Origin of the sequence: Paracoccus marinus (assembly GCF_007018965.1) — a bacterium.
GTDB lineage: Bacteria > Pseudomonadota > Alphaproteobacteria > Rhodobacterales > Rhodobacteraceae > Paracoccus > Paracoccus marinus.
In genome coordinates this window covers 104307-121663 of the sequence record NZ_VJYZ01000001.1, presented here as the reverse complement: position 1 = coordinate 121663, position 17357 = coordinate 104307, and the positions used below count along the sequence as shown (strand labels likewise).

Below are 17357 nucleotides of genomic sequence, written 5' to 3'. Positions count from 1 at the left end.
CTCCGCCCCATGCCCACCCGCGGAGAATGGACCGATCAGATCAGCAGCGGCAGGAGGAGAGCGCCGTGGCGCTTACCGTCGAACGGTCGCGGGCCGAGGTGCACGACTGGCTCATCGGCCACGGCCTGCGGTTCATGCCGGCCGTCAACCTGGTCGAGCGCGGGCGGAACGGCGACGGGAACTCGGTCCCGCGCTACCACGTCCTGTGGGGCACCGGGCGAGAGCTGACGCGCGTCCTGATCGCGGCGATGCGCGCGGCCGGTGCGGGCCGCCTGACGCTGCTGCATCGCCATCGCGTGACCGCGCTCGACCACGACGCGGGAACCGTGGGCGGGGTGGTGGCTATGGACGAGGCCACCGGGGCCGAGATCCGCGTCACCGCGCCGGTGGTCGTTCTTGCGACCGGCGGCATCAACGGCAGCCACGCCGAGGCGGTCGCGAACTGGCCCCGCGACCGCGCGCGGCCGGCGACCATGCTGAACGGTGCCCATCCGTTTGCCGATGGCCGGATGCATCGTTTCGTCGCCGACCGGCTGGGCGGGCGGATCGTCAATCCCGCCGCGATGTGGAACTATGCCGCGGGGCTGCCGCACCCGTTTCCGCATTTCCCCGGCCACGGCCTGTCCATCATTCCCTGCAAGTCGGCACTGTGGCTCGACCATCGCGGCGACCGGATCGGGCCCGAGCCGCTCGTCACGGGCTTCGATACCAACTGGCTGTGCCGCCGCGTGGCCGAGCAGAAGAAGCCGTGGACCTGGCACCTGCTGAACCTTCGCATCGCCGCGCGGGAGTTCGCGATCTCCGGGGCCGAGCACAACCCCCGCATCCGCGACCGGCAGCTCGTGCCGTTCCTGCGCGAGACGCTGCTGGGCAATCACCGGCTGATCCGGCAGATGCTGCGCGAATGCCCGCAGGTGCTGGCGGACGACACGCTAAAGGGGCTGGCCGCGCAGATGAACGCGCTGACCCTGTCGCACGACATCGACCCCGGGCGGCTGCGCGCCAACGTGGACAGGTTCGACGCGAACTTCGCGCCCGGCCGCGATCCGGCCGAGGACGTGCAGGTCCGCCGCATCCTCGAGGCGCGGGAATGGAGACCGGACCGGCTGCGGACCTGCAAGCCCGCGCCTCTGCAAAAGCGCGGGGCCGGGCCGTTCATCGCCATGCAGCTGCAGCTCATCACCCGCAAGAGCCTGGGCGGGCTTCGCACCGACCTGCAAAGCCGCGCGCTGGGCGATGGCGACGCGCCGATCCCCGGGCTTTACTGCGTGGGCGAGGCGGCGGGGTTCGGCGGCGGCAACGCGAACGGCAACCGTTCGCTGGAAGGGACGTTCCTGCCCGGCTGCATCATGACCGCCAAGGCCGCCGCCCGGTCGATCCTGGCAGGGGGCTGAGGATGGCGAGACGAGGGGAGACCGCAGGATGAACGGCGCGCAAGCCCTGATGAAGACCCTGGCCGACGCGGGCGTCGAGGTCTGCTTCACCAACCCCGGCACCAGCGAGATGCACTTCGTCGCGGCCCTGGACAGCGAGCCGCGGATGCGCGCGGTGCTGACCCTGTTCGAGGGCGTGGCGACCGGGGCCGCCGACGGCTACGCGCGGATGGCGGGGAAACCCGCCGCGACGCTGCTGCATCTTGGTCCCGGCCTGGGGAACGGGCTTGCGAACCTGCATAACGCCCGCAAGGCGCGGGTGCCGGTCGTCAACATCGTGGGCGACCACGCCACCGCGCACGTGCAGTACGATTCGCAGCTGCAATCGGATATCGAGACGGTGGCGCGGAACGTCTCGCCGGGGTTCGTGCGGACCTCGTCCACGACCGCCGACCTGTGCCGCGACGCGGTCGAGGCGGTGGCGGCGGCCCGGACCGCGCCGGGGCAGGTCGCGACGCTGATCCTGCCCGCCGACGTGTCGTGGGGCGAAGGCGGCGCGCCCGCCACCGGGCCGCGCCCCGCGCCGCCCGCCGCAGCCAGCCGCGCCACGGTCGAGGGGGTCGCGGCCGCGATCCGGTCGGGCGGGCGCGCGGCGCTGCTGCTGGGCGACCGGGCGCTGCGCGAGCGCGGGCTGACGGCCGCCGCGCGGATCGCCGCCCACTGCAACGTGACGCTGCTGGCCGAGACGTTTCCCACCCGGCTGGAACGCGGCGCGGGGCTGCCGGCGGTCGAGCGCATCGCCTATCTCGCCGAACTCGCGGCGATGCAGCTTGGCCAGTACGACCGCCTGATCCTGGTCGACGGCCGCCCGCCGGTGTCCTTCTTCGCCTATCCCGGCAAGCAGAGCTGGCTCGTCCCGGACAGCTGCACGCTGCACGACCTGGGCGAGCCGGGCGACGATCCGGTGCTGAGCCTCGAGGCGTTGGCGCAGGCGCTGGGCGCGGGCCACGTCGCGCCCCGGGTCGCGGCGGCGGCGCGCCCCGCCGCCCCGCGCGGCAAGCTGAGCGCCGCCAAGGTCTGCAAGGCGGTGGGGCATCTGCTGCCCGAGAAGGCGATCCTGATCGACGAGGCGATCACCTCGGGGTTGCTGCTGTCGGCGCTGACGGCGGGGGCGCCGCGACACGACCTGCTGACGTTGACGGGCGGCGCGATCGGGCAGGGGCTGCCGAACGCTGTCGGCGCGGCGATCGCCTGCCCGGACCGCCCGGTCGTGGCGCTGATCGGCGACGGCACGGCCATGTACACCAACCAGGCGCTGTGGACGATGGCGCGCGAAGGGCTGGACGTGACCGCCATCGTCTTCAACAACGCGTCCTATTCGATCCTCAACGTCGAACTCGAACGGGTGGGCGCGGGCGCGGGCGGGCCCAAGGTGCGCTCGCAGCTGGACATCGGCGATCCCCGGATCGACTTCGCGCGGCTCGCCCGGTCGATGGGCGTCCACGGCACCCGCGTCGATACGGGCGAGGACCTGATGACCGCGCTGCGCTACGCGCTGGCCCACCCCGGCCCGCATCTGATCGAGGCGATGGTGCCGCCCGCGCTCGGCCGGTTGCAGCGGCGGGTCCTTCCGTGGATCCTGCGCTCGCTTCCCGGCCTGCCCGCTGGCGCTCAGCGCGCGATCAAGCGCAAGGTCGCCCCGTGACGCCCCCCGTGCCTTTCAACGACAGGACAACCCGCATGATCGACGAACGGAACTGGGACAGCGTGGACACGCTGCGCGCGCGCTTCGGTGCGACCCGCGCGGCGTCGCGGGCCGAGCCCGCGCCCGACTGGGCCACGCGCAAGGACCGGCTGAAACGCCTGCTCGCGATGGTGCGCGAGGACGAAGGGCGGGCGATCGCCGCGATCTCGGCCGATTTCGGGCATCGGGCGGCGGGCGACACGCGGCTGGCCGAGATTTTCCCATCCAACGCCGAGATCACGCACGCGCTTGGCCACGGCCGGGCCTGGATGAAGCCGCGCCGGGTGGCAACCCCGATCTGGTTCAAGCCCGCGCGGTCGGTGATCGTGCCCCAGCCCAAGGGCGTCGTCGGCATCATCAGCCCGTGGAACTATCCGCTGTTCCTGTCGATCGGCCCTTTGGTCGCGGCATTCGTCGCCGGCAACCGGGCGCTGCTGAAGACGTCCGAATACGTCCCCAACTTCAGCGACTGGATGGCCAAGGCGGCGGCCCGCCACTTCGCCCCCGACGAGCTTTCGGTGATCCGGGGCGGGCCGGACATCGGCGCGGCGTTTTCGGAACTGCCGTTCGACCACCTGCTGTTCACCGGCAATGGCGAGGTGGGCAAGAAGGTCATGGAAGCCGCGGCCCGGAACCTGACGCCGGTGACGCTGGAACTGGGCGGCAAGTCGCCCGCGCTGGTGACCGCGAACGCCGACATGGACGGGGCGGTGGCGCGGATCATGACCGGCAAGATGATCAACTCGGGCCAGACCTGCGTCGCCCCCGACCACGTCTATCTGCCGCAGGGCGCCGAGGGTGCGTTCATCGAGGGCGCGCGCAGGTGGACGGCGAAGCACTATCCCGACATCGCGACCAACCCCGACGTGACCCGCATCATCGACCAGCGCCAGTTCGACCGGCTGGTCCGCATCCGCGACGACGCGGTCGCGCGCGGCGCCACGCTGCACCCGCTGACCGACCAGCCCGAGAACGGCAACAGCCGCCTGTTCCCGCCGGTGATCGTGACAGGCGCGCCCGAGGACAGCGCGATCATGACCGAAGAGATCTTCGGCCCGCTGCTGCCCGTGATCCCCGTGGACGGCACCGACGAGATGGTGGCGCGCATCACGGCGCGCCCGCGCCCGCTCGCCGCCTATTACTTCTCGAAGGACGCGGGCGAGATCGCGGCGCTGTCGCAGCGCATCGTGTCGGGCGGCGCCTGCCACAACGAGACGATCATGCACGTCGCGCAAAGCAACCTGCCCTTCGGCGGCGTCGGCGGGTCGGGGATGGGCAGCTATCATGGCCGCGCCGGGTTCGACACGCTGTCGCATCTGCGCGGGACCTTCGTCCAGCCGCGCCTGAACGGCGTCGGCATGCTCGCGCCGCCCTACGGAAAGCGGTTCGGCGCGATGCTGGCGGCGGTGCAGCGGATGGTGCTGGCGCGGGGCTGACCGTCGGGCGGAAATCGTCGCGCGCCGGCCGGGCCGATTTTTCTGTCACACGGGGCCAGGCCGATCCGTCTTGTCTGCGGATGCATTTGCCGCATCCTGATGAGGAGACAAGAATGTACGCCCTGATGCTCAAGCACCGCACCGCACCCGGTCGCCGGGCCGATGTTGAAGCGATCTGGCAGCGCCACATGCAGCCGGCGATCGCCGGGAACCCCGGACATGTCGGCTATATCTACAGCTTTGGCGAGGACCCCGACGTGATCGTCGCCGTCCAGGTCTACAGGTCGCGCGAGGACGGCGCGGCGTTCATCGCGTCCGCGCCCTATCTTCGCTACATCGAGGAATCGCGCGACATGCTCGCCCATGAACCGGAGATCACTATGCTTGACGCGCGCTGGGTCAAGGGGGCGTGAGATTGACGGACGCGGCGGCGGACGACCTGCTGGCACCGTTCGAAGCCGCAAGGCCCGCGCTGTTCGGCCTGTCTTACAGGTTGCTGGGCAGCGCGGCCGACGCCGAGGACGTGTTGCAGGACGTGTTCGTGAAATGGGTGACCGTGGAACGCGCCGCGATCCGCAATCCGCAAGCGTGGCTCGTGACCGCCTGCACGAGGCGGGCGATAGACATCCTGCGATCCCACGCGCGCAGCCGCACCGCCTATGTCGGTCCGTGGCTGCCCGAGCCGCTTGCGGCCGCCCGCATCGACGAGCCGCAGGACATGTCGGAATCGCTGGAAACCGCGTTTCTGGCCGTCCTGCACCAGCTCGGTCCGTCGGAGCGTGCGGCGTTCCTGCTGCATGACGTGTTCGGGACCGGACACGCCACGGTGGCGGGGATCCTGCAAATCAGCGAGACGGCGAGCCGCAAGCTCGCCTCTCGGGCGCGCGCGCGGGTCCGGGACGGCGGCCGGACTTCCCGCCTGCCCCCCGCGCGCGAGGCGGAACTGCTGGCCCGGTTTGAGGAAGCGATCCTGACCGACGACGCATCGTCGCTGGCGGTGGTGCTGGAAGCGGATGTCCGCCTGAAGGTCGACAGCGGCGGCAAGGTCCAGTCCATCACCGAACCCGTGATCGGACGGGCCGAGGTGCTGGCGTTCCTCACGCGGGCGCGGGCGTGGTGGCGCGGCTATGACTGGACCCCCACCGCGCTCGCCACGGGAACGGGGATCGCCCTGCGTTCGGGCGCGCACACGGCGGCGACCATCTGGTTCGAAAGCCAGGGCGGGCGCGACATCTCGGCCATCGACATCATGCGGAATCCCGACAAGCTGCCCTGAAAACGGGCGCAGGCGATCACCGGCGGTGGGCGGCTCACAACTTCGTTGCCAAGCCGCCGCGCGGCTGCATAGTCTGGGGGCGCGCCGATACGAACAAGGGCGGCGCAAGGGGGACGAACGCTTGACCGCCAGTGCCGGCAACCACGACTACGTCGTCTTCGACCACGTTCAGAAGAGCTATGACGGCCGCACGCTGGTCGTGAAGGACCTGAACCTGTCGATCGCGCAGGGGGAGTTCGTGACCATGCTCGGCCCGTCCGGGTCGGGCAAGACGACCTGCCTGATGATGCTCGCCGGGTTTGAAACCGCGACCCACGGCCGGATCATGCTCGATGGGCGCGATATCAACGACGTGCCGCCGCACAAGCGCGGGATCGGCATGGTGTTTCAGAACTACGCGCTGTTTCCGCACATGACGGTGGGCGAGAACCTGGCCTTTCCGCTGGAAGTGCGCGGGCTGTCCCGGGCCGACCGCGACGCGCGGGTGCTGCGCGCGCTCGACATGGTGCAGATGGCGCGCTTCCGCGACCGCCGCCCGGCGCAGCTTTCGGGCGGCCAGCAGCAGCGCATCGCGCTGGCCCGCGCCTTGGTGTTCGACCCCAAGCTGGTGCTGATGGACGAGCCTCTGGGCGCGCTCGACAAGCAACTGCGCGAACACATGCAGTTCGAGATCAAGGACCTGCACCGCCGGCTGGGCGTGACGGTCGTCTATGTCACCCACGACCAGGGCGAGGCGCTGACGATGTCGGACCGGATCGCCGTCTTCAACGACGGCCGCATCCAGCAGCTTGCGACCCCCTCGCAGCTTTACGAGGCGCCGGAGAACAGCTTCGTCGCGGGTTTCATCGGGGAAAACAACGCGCTTGCGGGCACGGTCGAGCGGCTGGACGGCCAGACGGCGCTGGTCCGGCTGGCGAATGGCGAGCTGATCGACGCGGCCCCCGTGAACGTCGGCGGGGTCGGGCAGCGGACGCTGGTGTCGATCCGCCCCGAACGGATCGAGTTCAAGCCCGGCCAGATGCCCCAGGGCGCCCACACGGTCGAGGCCGAGGTGATCGAGGTCATCTACATGGGCGACATCTTCCGCGCCCGGATGCGCGTCGCGGGGTCGGACGACTTCGTGATGAAGTTCCGCAACACGCAGGGGCAGGTCCGCCTGAGCCCCGGCGAAAAGATCCGCGTCGGCTGGCACCCGCAGGATGCCCGCGCGCTGGACCCCGTCTGAGACAAACAATCGCAATCACAAAAACCGCGATGAAACAGGGAGAAGAGACCATGAAGTTCAGGACGACGATCATCGTTTCGACCGCGCTTGCGGGCGCGCTGGCCGGCCTTTCGCTTCCGGCGATGGCGCAGGACAAGACGGTCAACGTGCTTGACTGGGGTGGGGCCTACGGGCAGTCGCACCAGATGGCCTACAACGCGCCGTTCCAGGAAAAGACCGGCGCGCGCGTCGTCGTGACCGATGCCGACAACCCCGCCACCCCGATCAAGGCCATGGTCGAGGCAGGCAACGTCACCGCCGACGTGGCGTCTGTCGAATACGCCGACGCGGTGCGGATGTGCGACGAGGGCCTGCTTGAGGAAATCGACGCCTCGACCCTTGCGCCCGGGGCGGACGGCACGCCGGCCGCCGACGACTTCATCGACGGCGCGCTGACCGACTGCTTTGTGGGCACCGACGTCTATTCGATGGTGCTGGCCTATGACGACTCCCGCTTCCCCGACGCCAAGCCCGCCACCCCGGCCGATTTCTTCGATCTCGAGAAGTTCCCGGGCAAGCGGACCATGCGGAAGGGCGCGAAGTTCAACCTGGAACTCGCGCTGCTCGCGGACGGCGTGCCGGCCGCCGACATCTATTCGACGCTGGAAACCCCCGAGGGCGTGGATCGCGCCTTTGCCAAGCTCGACACCATCAAGGACAGCGTGATCTGGTGGGAAGCGGGCGCGCAGCCGCCGCAGCTGCTGGCCGATGGCGAGGTGTCGATGGCCTATGCCTTCAACGGCCGTATCTTCGACGCGGCGATGGGCGAGAAGAAGCCGTTCAAGATCATCTGGGACGGCCAGATCTACGAGATGGAGGGCTGGGTGATGCCCAAGGGCGCGCCCAACCGCGAGGCGGCGCTGGAATACATCGCCTTCTCGACCGCGCCGGAACAGCTTGCCAAGGCCGCCGAGCATATCAGCTACGGCCCGCCGCGCGCCTCGTCGGCGAGCCTTGTCGGCAACATCGCCGGGACCGACCAGCCGATGGGCCCGCACCTGCCGACCTCGCCCGACAACCTCGCCAAGGGCTTCGCCTCGAACCTCGATTTCTGGGTGGACCACGACGGCGAACTGAGCGAGCGGTTCAACGCCTGGCTGGCCGGCTGAGCCGCCCGCGAACCCGGCCGTGACCCGTTCCGGGGCCCACGGCCACCACGACACCGCGTCCGTCGCCGGGCATCCCCGGCGGCGGCATCCGACCAAGAACAGGACCCGATGCCCTTTACCCGCCCGCTTTTCGCCGCCGCCCTGTCCATGTTTCCGCTGGCCGCCTCGGCCGACGTTCCCATCAACGTCGTGACCTGGGGCGGCGATTTCACCGCCGCGCAGAAGGTGGCCTTCGCCGACCCCTTCACCGCCGAAACCGGCGTCAGGGTGAACCTGATCGACGCCGACAGCGTGGGCGCCGTCATCAAGGCACAGGTCGCGGCGGGCAACGTCACCACCGACGTGGCGAGCCTGGGACAGGCCGATGCCGAGCGCCTGTGCGACGTGGGGCTGGCCGAGCCGATCGACCCCGCGCTGATCGTGGCCGGTGCGGACGGCACGGCGGCCGCCGACGATTTCCTGCCCGGCGGGCTCAGCGACTGTTTCGTCGCGACCGACGTGTATTCCACCGTCATCGGCTACGACGCCCGGGCGATGGGGGCGGCGCGCCCGACCTCGATCACCGACTTCTTCGACCTGCAGAAGTTCCCCGGCCGCCGCGGCGTCCTGAAGGAGCCGCGCTTCACGCTGGAAATGGCGCTGATGGGCGATGGCGTGCCGCCGGATCAGGTCTACGACGTGATGCGGACGCCCGAGGGACTGGACCGCGCCTTTGCCAAGCTCGACAGCATCCGCGACCAGATCGTCTGGTGGGAAGCGGGCGCGCAGCCGGTGCAGCTTCTGGCCGACGCCGAGGTCGCGATGACCATGTCCTATAACGGCCGCCTGTTCGCCGCCAAGGTCGAGGACGCGCGCCCGTTCGAGATCCTGTGGGACGGGCAGGTCTACGAGGTCGAGGGGTGGATGATCCCCAAAGGCGCGCCGCAGAAGGACGCGGCGCTCAAGTTCGTGGCCTGGTCCACCGCGCCCGAGCCGCTGGCCCGCGCGGCCGAGCAGCTGAGCTACGGCCCGCCCCGCGCGTCGTCGCAGGCGCTGGTGGGCATGTACAAGGACGGCAAGACGCCGATGGCGCCGCACCTGCCGACCGCGCCCGAAAACCTCAAATCTGCGCTGGCGATCGACGTGAATTTCTGGGCCGACAACGATGTCGAGCTGATCGAACGGTTCGGCACGTGGCTGGCCGCCGCGCCAGCGAAGCCCTGAGCGGGCCGATGGCGACCCCGCTTGATCCCCACGCGGCGATCGCGACCGAGGCGGGCGGGGTCGCCCCTGCCGCGCCGCGCGGCGGCGGGCCCGGCGTCCTGACGACCGCCGACGGGGTGCCCCTTGCCGTCGCGCTCAGCCGGTCGCGCAGGCGGGCGCGGCGGCAGGCGCTGCTGCTGGTGCTGCCACTGCTGCTCTTCGTCCTTGTCACCTTCATCGTGCCGATCGGGCAGATGCTGCACCGCTCGGTCTACAACCCCGGCTTCGCCGGGAACATGCCGCAGGTCAGCGCCTGGTTCGCCGCGAACCCGCAGGGCGCGGACCCGGACGAGGCGGCGTTCGCCGCGCTCGCCGCTGACCTGACCGCGGCGGCCGAGGCGCGGACCATCGGCATCGTCGGCACGCGCATGAACTATGACGTGCCGGGCACGCGCTCGCTTTTCACCGCCACCGGGCGCAAGGTGCGCGACGGGCTGGAACCGCCGTTCCGCAAGGCGCTGCTGGACATCGACGGCGACTGGGCCTCGCCCGAGCTGTGGGCGGCGATGCGCAACGCGTCCCGAACCTACACGTCGGGCTTCTACCTCGCCGCGCTGGACCGGGCGCGGGACAACGACGGAAACGTGGTCCGCGCGCCCGAGGAGCGGCGGGTCTATGTCATGCTGTTTCTTCGGACCTTCGGCCTGTCGGCGCTCATCACGGCCCTGACGTTCGTCCTGGGCTTTCCGGTCGCGCATCTGCTGGCCACCCTGCCGCTTCGCAAGTCGAACCTGCTGATGATCCTGGTCCTGCTGCCGTTCTGGACCTCGCTTCTGGTCCGCACCAGCGCCTGGATCGTGCTGTTGCAGCAGCAAGGCGTCATCAACGACCTGCTGGTGTGGCTGGGCGTGGTCGCCGACGGGGCGCGGCTGCCCATGATCTACAACCAGACCGGCACCATCATCGCGATGACCCATGTGCTGCTGCCGTTCATGATCCTGCCGCTTTATTCGGTGATGCGGACGATCAACCCGTCCTACGTCCGCGCCGCTCGCTCGCTCGGGGCGACCAGCTGGACCGCGTTCCGCCGCATCTATTTCCCGCAGACGCTGCCGGGGCTGGGGGCGGGGGCGCTGCTCGTCTTCATCCTTGCGGTCGGCTACTACATCACGCCTGCGCTGGTCGGCGGATCGTCGGGGCAGCTGATTTCCAACATGATCGCGATGCACATGACCGAGACGCTGAACTGGTCGATGGCGGCGGCGCTCGCGTCGCTGCTGCTGGGGGGCGTGCTGATCCTGTACTGGGTCTACGACCAGCTGGTCGGGATCGACAAGCTGAAGCTGGGGTAAGGCATGGCGCTTCCGACCTACGCGACGACGGCGGAGCGCGCCTGGCGCTGGATCTACCTCGGCATCTGCACGGCGGTGTTCGTGTTCCTGATCGCGCCGATCGTCGTGGTGATCCCGCTGTCCTTCAACGCCGAGAAGTTCTTCACGTTCACCCGCGAGATGCTGTCCCTCGACCCCGACGGCTGGTCGCTGCGCTGGTACGACAGCCTGCTGACCTTCGGCATGGCGAACCCCGACGCGCCGCGCGGCGCGGCCTGGTGGGCGGACATGTGGGCGAATTCAAAGTGGGTGAATGCGGCCAAGAACTCGCTCATCATCGGGGTCGCCTCGACGGTGCTGGCCACGGTGCTGGGGACGCTGGCGGCTCTGGGGCTCGCGCGGCCCGAGATGCCGTTCCGGCGGCTCATCATGGCGCTGCTGATCTCGCCCATGATCGTGCCCATCATCATCACGGCGACGGGGATGTTCTTCTTCTATTCGAACCCCTGCGGGATGCTGGGGTTGGTCGGCGCCAGCGTCACCTGCGGCAAGCTCGCGGGGACCTACGTTGGCGTCATCATGGCCCACGCGATCCTCGGCATTCCGTTCGTCATCATCACCGTGACGGCGACGCTGATCGGGTTCGACCAGTCGCTTGCGCGCGCCGCGGCGTCGCTGGGCGCGGGGCCGCGGCGCACGTTCTTTCGCATCGTCATGCCGCTGATCCTGCCGGGCGTGGTGTCGGGGGCGCTGTTCGCGTTCGTCACCTCGTTCGACGAGGTGGTGGCGGTGCTGTTCATCGCCGGCCCCGACCAGCAGACCATCCCGCGCCAGATGTGGAGCGGGATCCGCGACCAGATCAGCCCCGCGATCCTCGCCGTGGCGACGCTGCTGGTGATCTTTTCCGTGGCGCTGCTGGCGGCAGTCGAGCTGCTGCGGCGGCGCGGCGAAAAGCTGCGCGGCGTCACCCCGTCCTGAGGTCAGGGCAGGACGGACAGCCAGAACCAGATGCTGAGCATCGACAGCGCGGTCGAGACCAGCACCGCCGAGGCCGTGACCCGCTTCGCCGACCCGTAGATCGCCGAGAACAGATAGGCGTTCACGCCCGGCGCCATGCTGGCCGTCACCACCGCCGAGCGGAGCGCGGGCACCGGCAGCTGGAACAGGTGGCCCAGCGTGAAGGTGATGACCGGGTGGATCACCAGCGAACAGCCGCAGACCAGCGCGATCGCCCAGCCGTCACCTTCCGGCCGATAGCGGAACAGGATACCGCCAAGCCCGAACAGCGCCGTGGGCAGGGCCGCGCGCGACATCATGTCGGCCGCGTCCCAGAACCCCTGTGGCATGACCAGCCCCATCCGCAGCAGCACGTTCATCGCCGCCCCGCACAGGATGCCGATGATCAGCGGCGTGTGCAGCACCCCCGACAGCGCCCGCATCGCGATCCGGCCGCGCGACATGCTTTGCCCGCGCGCCCGCGTCACCTCCATCATCGTGATCCCGAAGGTGTAGAGCAGCGGCGAATGGATCGCGATGATGGCCACGTTCCCGGCCAGCGCGTCGGTCCCGTAGGCGCGTTCCATGATCGGGATGCCGAGCAGCAGCGAGTTGGAAAAGAACGCGGCGAACCCGATCGCGACCGCATCCTCGGGGCTGCGCCGCAGGACCCTGATCGACACGGCCCACGCCAGCAGGAAGGCGACGAACGCGCCGGAATAGAAGGCGACCCAGGTCCAGGGGTTGAAGTTCGTGGCAAGATCCAGCCGCGCGACCTGAGCGAACAGCAGGACGGGCACGGCGAAGTTCTGCGCGAACCGCATCAGCGCGTCGATCGCGGCCTCGGTCAGCATCCCGCGCCAGGCGACGACGTAGCCGTAACCCAGCACGACGAAGACCGGCAGGATGACGGTGAACAGAACGCTCAAAGCGTCAGCACCAGCCCGTCATGCGCGGGGACGACATGGTCGGGCGTTTCCGCCATCACCGCCTCGTAGTCGAGATCGATGTGCATGTTGGTGATGACCGCCCGCCGCGCCCGCGACCGCTCGATCCAGCCGAGCGTCAGGTCCAGATGCGCGTGCGAGGGGTGGGGCACGCGGCGCAGCGCGTCGCAGATGAAGATGTCGGCGTCCATGATCGCGGGCCAGGCCGCATCCGGGATGCCGTTCACGTCGGGCAGGTAGACGAGCGCGCGACCGTCATCGCCGCCGATCTTCAGCCCCAGCGCCGTGATGTTGCCGTGCGTGACCTCGATCGGCAGGACCTCGATCGCACCGCCCGCGCCGTCCACGGCGAACGCGCCCTCGATCAGGTTCAGGGCGACGATGGGCGGATAGGACGAGCCCGGCGGCGTGTGGAAGATATAGCCAAAGCGGGTCTGCAGCGCCCGCGTCGTGGCGGCGTCGGCCCAGCCCGGCAGCACCCCGCCGGTGTTGTGGGTGATCTGGCGCAGGTCGTCGATGCCGTGGATGTGGTCGGCGTGGGGATGGGTCCAGACGACCGCGTCCAGCACCCCCACGCCCGCGTCGGTCAGCTGCGGGACCAGGTCGGGGCCGGTATCGACCAGCAGCCGGGTGGTCCCGCCGGGGCCGTCGCGTTCGACCAGCAGCGAGCAGCGGCGGCGGCGGTTCCTGGGGTTCGCGGGGTCGCAGGCGCCCCAGTGCCCGCCGAGGCGCGGAACGCCGCCCGACGAGCCGCAGCCGAGGATCGTCGCCCGGATCATGCGCGACGGGCCAGCGCGGCGGAGTCCGGGTGCGCGGCCGCCTTGGCGAACAGGCGGTCGAAGTTGGCGCTGGTCTGGGCGGCGAACGCGGCCTCGGTCATCTCGAACAGCGCCGCGCCCGCGCGCGCGGTGTGGACGACATGCGCGGGTTCGTTGCGCTTGCCGCGGAACGGGGGCGGGGCGAGGAACGGCGCGTCGGTTTCGACGAGGATGCGGTCAACCGGGGCGGCCGCGAAGATCTCGCGCAGCTCGGTCGAGCGCGGAAAGGCCGCGATCCCCGACATCGACAGGTAGAAGCCGAGCCCGAGGGCGGTTTCGGCCAGCGCGGGACCCGAGCTGTAGCAGTGCATCACGCAGGAAAACGCACCCGCCGCGTGCTCGGTCGACAGGATCCGCGCCATGTCGTCGTCGGCGTCGCGCGAGTGGATGATGAGCGGCAGCCCGGTCCGGCGCGCGGCCTCGATGTGGATGGCCAGGCTTTCGGCCTGCAAGGCGGCGCTTTCGGCGGTGTAGTGGTAATCGAGGCCGGTTTCGCCCAGGCCCACGAACCTGGGGTGCGCGGACAGGGCGACCAGTTCCTCGACCGTGGTCATCGGCTCTTCGGCGGCCTGCATCGGATGGGTGCCGGCGGCGTAGAAGATACCTTCATGCGCCTCGGCGATGGCGCGGACCGAAGGTTCGAGCCGCAGCCGCGTGCAGATCGTGACCATGCGCGTCACTCCGGCTTCGCGGGCGCGGGCGACGATCTGGTCCCGTTCGTCCGCGAAGTCGGGAAAATCGAGGTGGCAATGGCTGTCGACGAGCGCGGGCGGGGCGTCCGGCGCCGCCGGGTCGGTCTGCGGATCGGTCATGGCGGCCTTTGGTGGCATCTGGTCGGCGGGGGCGCCGTGGGTCGTCGGGCTTGCGGTCGCCTACGCCTCGGCGAGCGGGGCCTGTGCAAGCGTCACGAGCATATCCATGACCAGCGCGGAAGGGTCAAGGTTGACCGCCCGGCCGCGGCGCGCGCGCGCCGAAAGCTCGGCCTGCGCGGCGGCCCAGGCGCGCGCGGCGCGGTCGTCGGGCGCGATCCGCGCCATCAGCTCGGCCTCGCCCCGCGCCGCCTGCACCAGCGGCGCGCCCATCAGCCCGGCGCGCGCCGTGCGGGTCAGGAAGCGGTCGAGAAGCGTGATCACAAGATCGAACGGATCGCCGTCGGCGCCCGGGCGGCCACCGGCCACATCGGCGAGCGCGGCGGCGCGGGCGCGGTCGAAACGGGGCAGGGTGGCGAACAGGTCCACGATCGACTGGTACACCGCAAGCCCATCCTGCCCCGACAGCCGCAGCGCCTCGCCCACCGATCCATCCGCCAGCGCCGCGAGTTGGACCGGATCGCCCTCGATCTCAAGCGGTTCCATCGCCTGCGCCATCGTCTCGGGCGTCAGCGGGGACAGGCGCAGGGTGCGGCAGCGCGACCGGATCGTGGGCAGAAGCCGCGCGGGCTGGTGCGCGATCAGCAGGATCAGCGCGTCCGCCGGCGGCTCTTCCAGCATCTTGAGCAGCGCGTTGGCGGCGGCGGTGTTCAGTTCGTCCGCGGCATCCACGATCGCGATCCGGCGCCCGCCCTCGGCCGCGCTCATGTGAAAGAACGACAGAAGCTTGCGGACCTCGTCCACCGTGATCTCGGACCGCAGGCGGTTCGTCTTGTCGTCCACCGGGCGGCGGACGAGATGCAGCCGCGGCTCGGACATCGCGGCGATGCGGCGCGCGACCGGGTGGTCGGGCGGAACGGTCAGGTCGTCGGTTTCGCCGCCTGCGAGAAGCCAGCGGGCGATGGCCCAGGCAAGCGTCGCCTTGCCCGTGCCGCGCGGCCCGGTCAGAAGCCACGCGTGGTGCAGGCGGTTCGACCGTGCGGCGGCCACGAACTCGGCCACGACATCGTCGTGTCCCAGCACGCGCGGGGTTTCGCGCGGGTGGGGCGCGCCGGGGACCCGGTCGGCCTCGGGTGGCGGGGCGTCGGTCATGCGCGCGGGGCGGGGGCGACCGCGTCCACGGCGGCGCGGACGCGGGCTGCGACGTCATCCACGCCGCCGCGGCCGTCGATCACCCGGACCCGGTCCGGCGCCTCGGCCGCGAGCGCAAGGAAACCCGCCCGCAGCCGCGACTGAAACGGCAGGCCCATGTTTTCAAACCTGTCCTCGCCCGCGTTCCGGGCCTTGCCGCGGCCCAGTGCCGTTTCGGGATCGGCGTCGATCACCAGCGTCAGGTCGGGCTCGACCCCGATCATCAGCGCGTGAAGCCGGTCCACCTGGCCGCGCAGGTCGGCGCGCGCGGTCCCCTGATAGACGCGCGAGGAATCGGCGAAACGGTCGCTGACGACCACCGCGCCGCGTGCGAGCGCGGGCCGGATCGTGCGCTCCAGATGGTCGCGCCGGGCGGCGGTGAACAGCAGAAGCTCGGTTTCGGCCGACCAGCGTTCGCTCGCGCCCTCGACCAGCAAACGGCGGATTTCCTCGGCACCCGGCGAGCCGCCGGGTTCGCGCGTCAGCACCACCTCGCGGCCCGTGTCGCGGATGTGGTCGGCCAGCAGGCGGGCCTGCGTCGATTTGCCGGACCCGTCGATGCCTTCAAGGCTGATGAACATGCGCCGCCGGTCAGCTGCCGACGGCCGCATCGACCGCGCGCCGGCCCAGGCGCATCGCGGCGCCCTGCAAGCGGCCCACCACGCCCGCGCGCGGCACGTCGCTTGCGGCGAGAAGCGGCAGGCGCGCGCCTTCGGTGCCGGGGATCGTCACGACCAGATCGCCCAGCTTCTGACCGGCGCGGACCGGCGCCTCGATCGGGCCCTGGAACACCGCCTCGGCGGTGACGCCGCTTTCGGCACCGGCGGGGATCAGGACGTTGACGCCCTCGGGCGTGGTCAGGTCCACCTTCGACCGCTCGCCCAGCCACACCGGGGCGGTCGCCACCGTTTCGCCCTTGGGCACCAGCGTGCGCATGGTGAACTGCCGGAAGGCCCAGTTGACGATCCGCTCGGATTCCTCGGCCCGCGCGGTGTCGGACGGCAGGCCACCAATCGCAAAGACGATGCGGCGCCCGTCCTGAACCGCCGATCCGACCAGCCCGTATCCCGCCTCGGCGGTGTGGCCGGTCTTCAGCCCGTCCGCGCCGATCCCGAGGTCGAGCAGCGGGTTGCGGTTGTAGCGGTTCGCGGGCGCGCGGTTGTCATAGGGGTATTCGGTTACCGCGAAGTTCTTGTAGAGCTCGGGGAAGTCCTGGATCAGGTGCAGGCCCAGCATTCCCAGGTCGTGGGCCGACATCTCGTGACCCGGCGCGGGCCAGCCCGAGGCGTTCACGAAATGCGAGTTCGTCAGCCCCAGCGCCTTTGCCCGGTCATTCATCAGTCGGGCAAAGGCCTGTTCGGTGCCCGCCAGCCCCTCGGCCACGACCACGCAGGCGTCGTTCCCGGACAGGACGATAATGCCCTTTATCAGCTCCTCGACGGTGGGCCGGTCGCGTTCGTTCAGGAACATCGTCGACCCTTCCATCTGGCGGGCCTTGGTCGACACGGGGAACTGCGTGTCCATCGACACGCGGCCTTCGTGAACCGCCTCGAACAGCATGTAGACGGTCATCAGCTTGGACATCGACGCGGGCGGGCGCGCGACGTCCGCGTCCTTTTCCATCAGCACGGTGCCGGTTGAAATGTCATAGACCCATGCCTCGCGTGCGTTGGTGTCGAACGCCCGGGCGGCCGGAGCCAGCGCCAGAAGCAGCGCCAGAATAGGGGCGGCGGCGAGACGGCGTGACGGTAACGGGCGCATGGGACAGTCCTTCGGTTCGGCCTTTGCCGGCATGCCGACAGGGTTAACGCAGCGCGGCCCCGGTCGCAATCGACGGGCGAGTTGTGGCATGGAGGTCGTGAAGATTTCCTGAACGCGGCC

At 70.2% G+C, this 17357-nt stretch carries 16 protein-coding genes; 10 read left to right on the top strand and 6 right to left on the bottom strand.

The genetic code is table 11. The annotated features are described in order from the left end of the window. Positions 1-26: 26 nt before the first annotated feature. From FNF32_RS00605 to FNF32_RS00560, 10 genes are all read left to right on the top strand, one after another. Positions 27-1394 (top strand): FAD-binding protein, encoded by a 1368-nt coding sequence (locus FNF32_RS00605; protein ID WP_221930631.1) that lies wholly within the window; start codon positions 27-29, stop codon positions 1392-1394. A 28-nt stretch (positions 1395-1422) separates the two neighbouring features. Further along, positions 1423-3078, top strand: a complete 1656-nt coding sequence (locus FNF32_RS00600) for an acetolactate synthase large subunit (protein WP_143796430.1) — start codon at positions 1423-1425, stop codon at positions 3076-3078. Positions 3079-3113: 35 nt separating this feature from the next. Further along, on the top strand, positions 3114-4553 hold the full coding sequence (locus FNF32_RS00595) for a coniferyl aldehyde dehydrogenase (RefSeq protein WP_131675342.1): 1440 nt from the start codon (positions 3114-3116) through the stop codon (positions 4551-4553). Between the two features lie 113 nt (positions 4554-4666). Beyond that, a complete protein-coding gene (locus FNF32_RS00590) occupies positions 4667-4966 on the top strand; it encodes a putative quinol monooxygenase (RefSeq protein WP_185961805.1) in 300 nt (99 codons plus the stop codon). Between the two features lie 2 nt (positions 4967-4968). After that, positions 4969-5829: a sigma-70 family RNA polymerase sigma factor gene (locus FNF32_RS00585; RefSeq protein WP_221930630.1), complete on the top strand. Its 861-nt coding sequence runs from the start codon at positions 4969-4971 to the stop codon at positions 5827-5829. A 121-nt stretch (positions 5830-5950) separates the two neighbouring features. Continuing rightward, a complete protein-coding gene (locus FNF32_RS00580) occupies positions 5951-7054 on the top strand; it encodes an ABC transporter ATP-binding protein (RefSeq protein WP_131675339.1) in 1104 nt (367 codons plus the stop codon). A gap of 50 nt (positions 7055-7104) precedes the next feature. Further along, positions 7105-8202 (top strand): ABC transporter substrate-binding protein, encoded by a 1098-nt coding sequence (locus tag FNF32_RS00575; RefSeq protein ID WP_131675338.1) that lies wholly within the window; start codon positions 7105-7107, stop codon positions 8200-8202. A 108-nt stretch (positions 8203-8310) separates the two neighbouring features. Then, the gene (locus FNF32_RS00570; protein WP_131675337.1) at positions 8311-9405 is read left to right on the top strand and encodes an ABC transporter substrate-binding protein; all 1095 of its coding nucleotides are present in this window, start codon (positions 8311-8313) and stop codon (positions 9403-9405) included. An 8-nt stretch (positions 9406-9413) separates the two neighbouring features. Then, positions 9414-10736 carry an ABC transporter permease gene (locus FNF32_RS00565; RefSeq protein WP_131675343.1) on the top strand — a complete coding sequence of 441 codons (1323 nt, stop codon included), beginning with the start codon at positions 9414-9416 and terminating at the stop codon, positions 10734-10736. Positions 10737-10739: 3 nt separating this feature from the next. Further along, a complete protein-coding gene (locus tag FNF32_RS00560) occupies positions 10740-11693 on the top strand; it encodes an ABC transporter permease (RefSeq protein ID WP_131675336.1) in 954 nt (317 codons plus the stop codon). A 2-nt stretch (positions 11694-11695) separates the two neighbouring features. Here the strand turns inward: FNF32_RS00560 and FNF32_RS00555 are convergent, their stop codons facing one another. From FNF32_RS00555 to FNF32_RS00530, 6 genes are read right to left on the bottom strand one after another with little or no spacing between them, the layout of a single operon-like run. Further along, on the bottom strand, positions 11696-12640 hold the full coding sequence (locus tag FNF32_RS00555) for an AEC family transporter (RefSeq protein WP_131675335.1): 945 nt from the start codon (positions 12638-12640) through the stop codon (positions 11696-11698). Beyond that, a complete protein-coding gene (locus FNF32_RS00550; protein ID WP_131675334.1) occupies positions 12637-13437 on the bottom strand; it encodes an MBL fold metallo-hydrolase in 801 nt (266 codons plus the stop codon). The genes FNF32_RS00555 and FNF32_RS00550 overlap by 4 nt, the downstream gene beginning before the upstream one ends. Next, positions 13434-14288 carry a TatD family hydrolase gene (locus FNF32_RS00545; RefSeq protein ID WP_131675333.1) on the bottom strand — a complete coding sequence of 285 codons (855 nt, stop codon included), beginning with the start codon at positions 14286-14288 and terminating at the stop codon, positions 13434-13436. Before FNF32_RS00545 ends, FNF32_RS00550 begins: the two co-directional genes overlap by 4 nt. Positions 14289-14348: 60 nt before the next feature. Next, on the bottom strand, positions 14349-15437 hold the full coding sequence (locus FNF32_RS00540) for a DNA polymerase III subunit delta' (RefSeq protein ID WP_143796429.1): 1089 nt from the start codon (positions 15435-15437) through the stop codon (positions 14349-14351). Next, positions 15434-16057 (bottom strand): dTMP kinase, encoded by a 624-nt coding sequence (gene tmk, locus FNF32_RS00535; RefSeq protein WP_131673595.1) that lies wholly within the window; start codon positions 16055-16057, stop codon positions 15434-15436. The genes FNF32_RS00540 and tmk overlap by 4 nt, the downstream gene beginning before the upstream one ends. A gap of 10 nt (positions 16058-16067) precedes the next feature. After that, a complete protein-coding gene (locus FNF32_RS00530) occupies positions 16068-17237 on the bottom strand; it encodes a D-alanyl-D-alanine carboxypeptidase family protein (protein WP_131673594.1) in 1170 nt (389 codons plus the stop codon). Between the last annotated feature and the right edge of the window lie 120 nt (positions 17238-17357).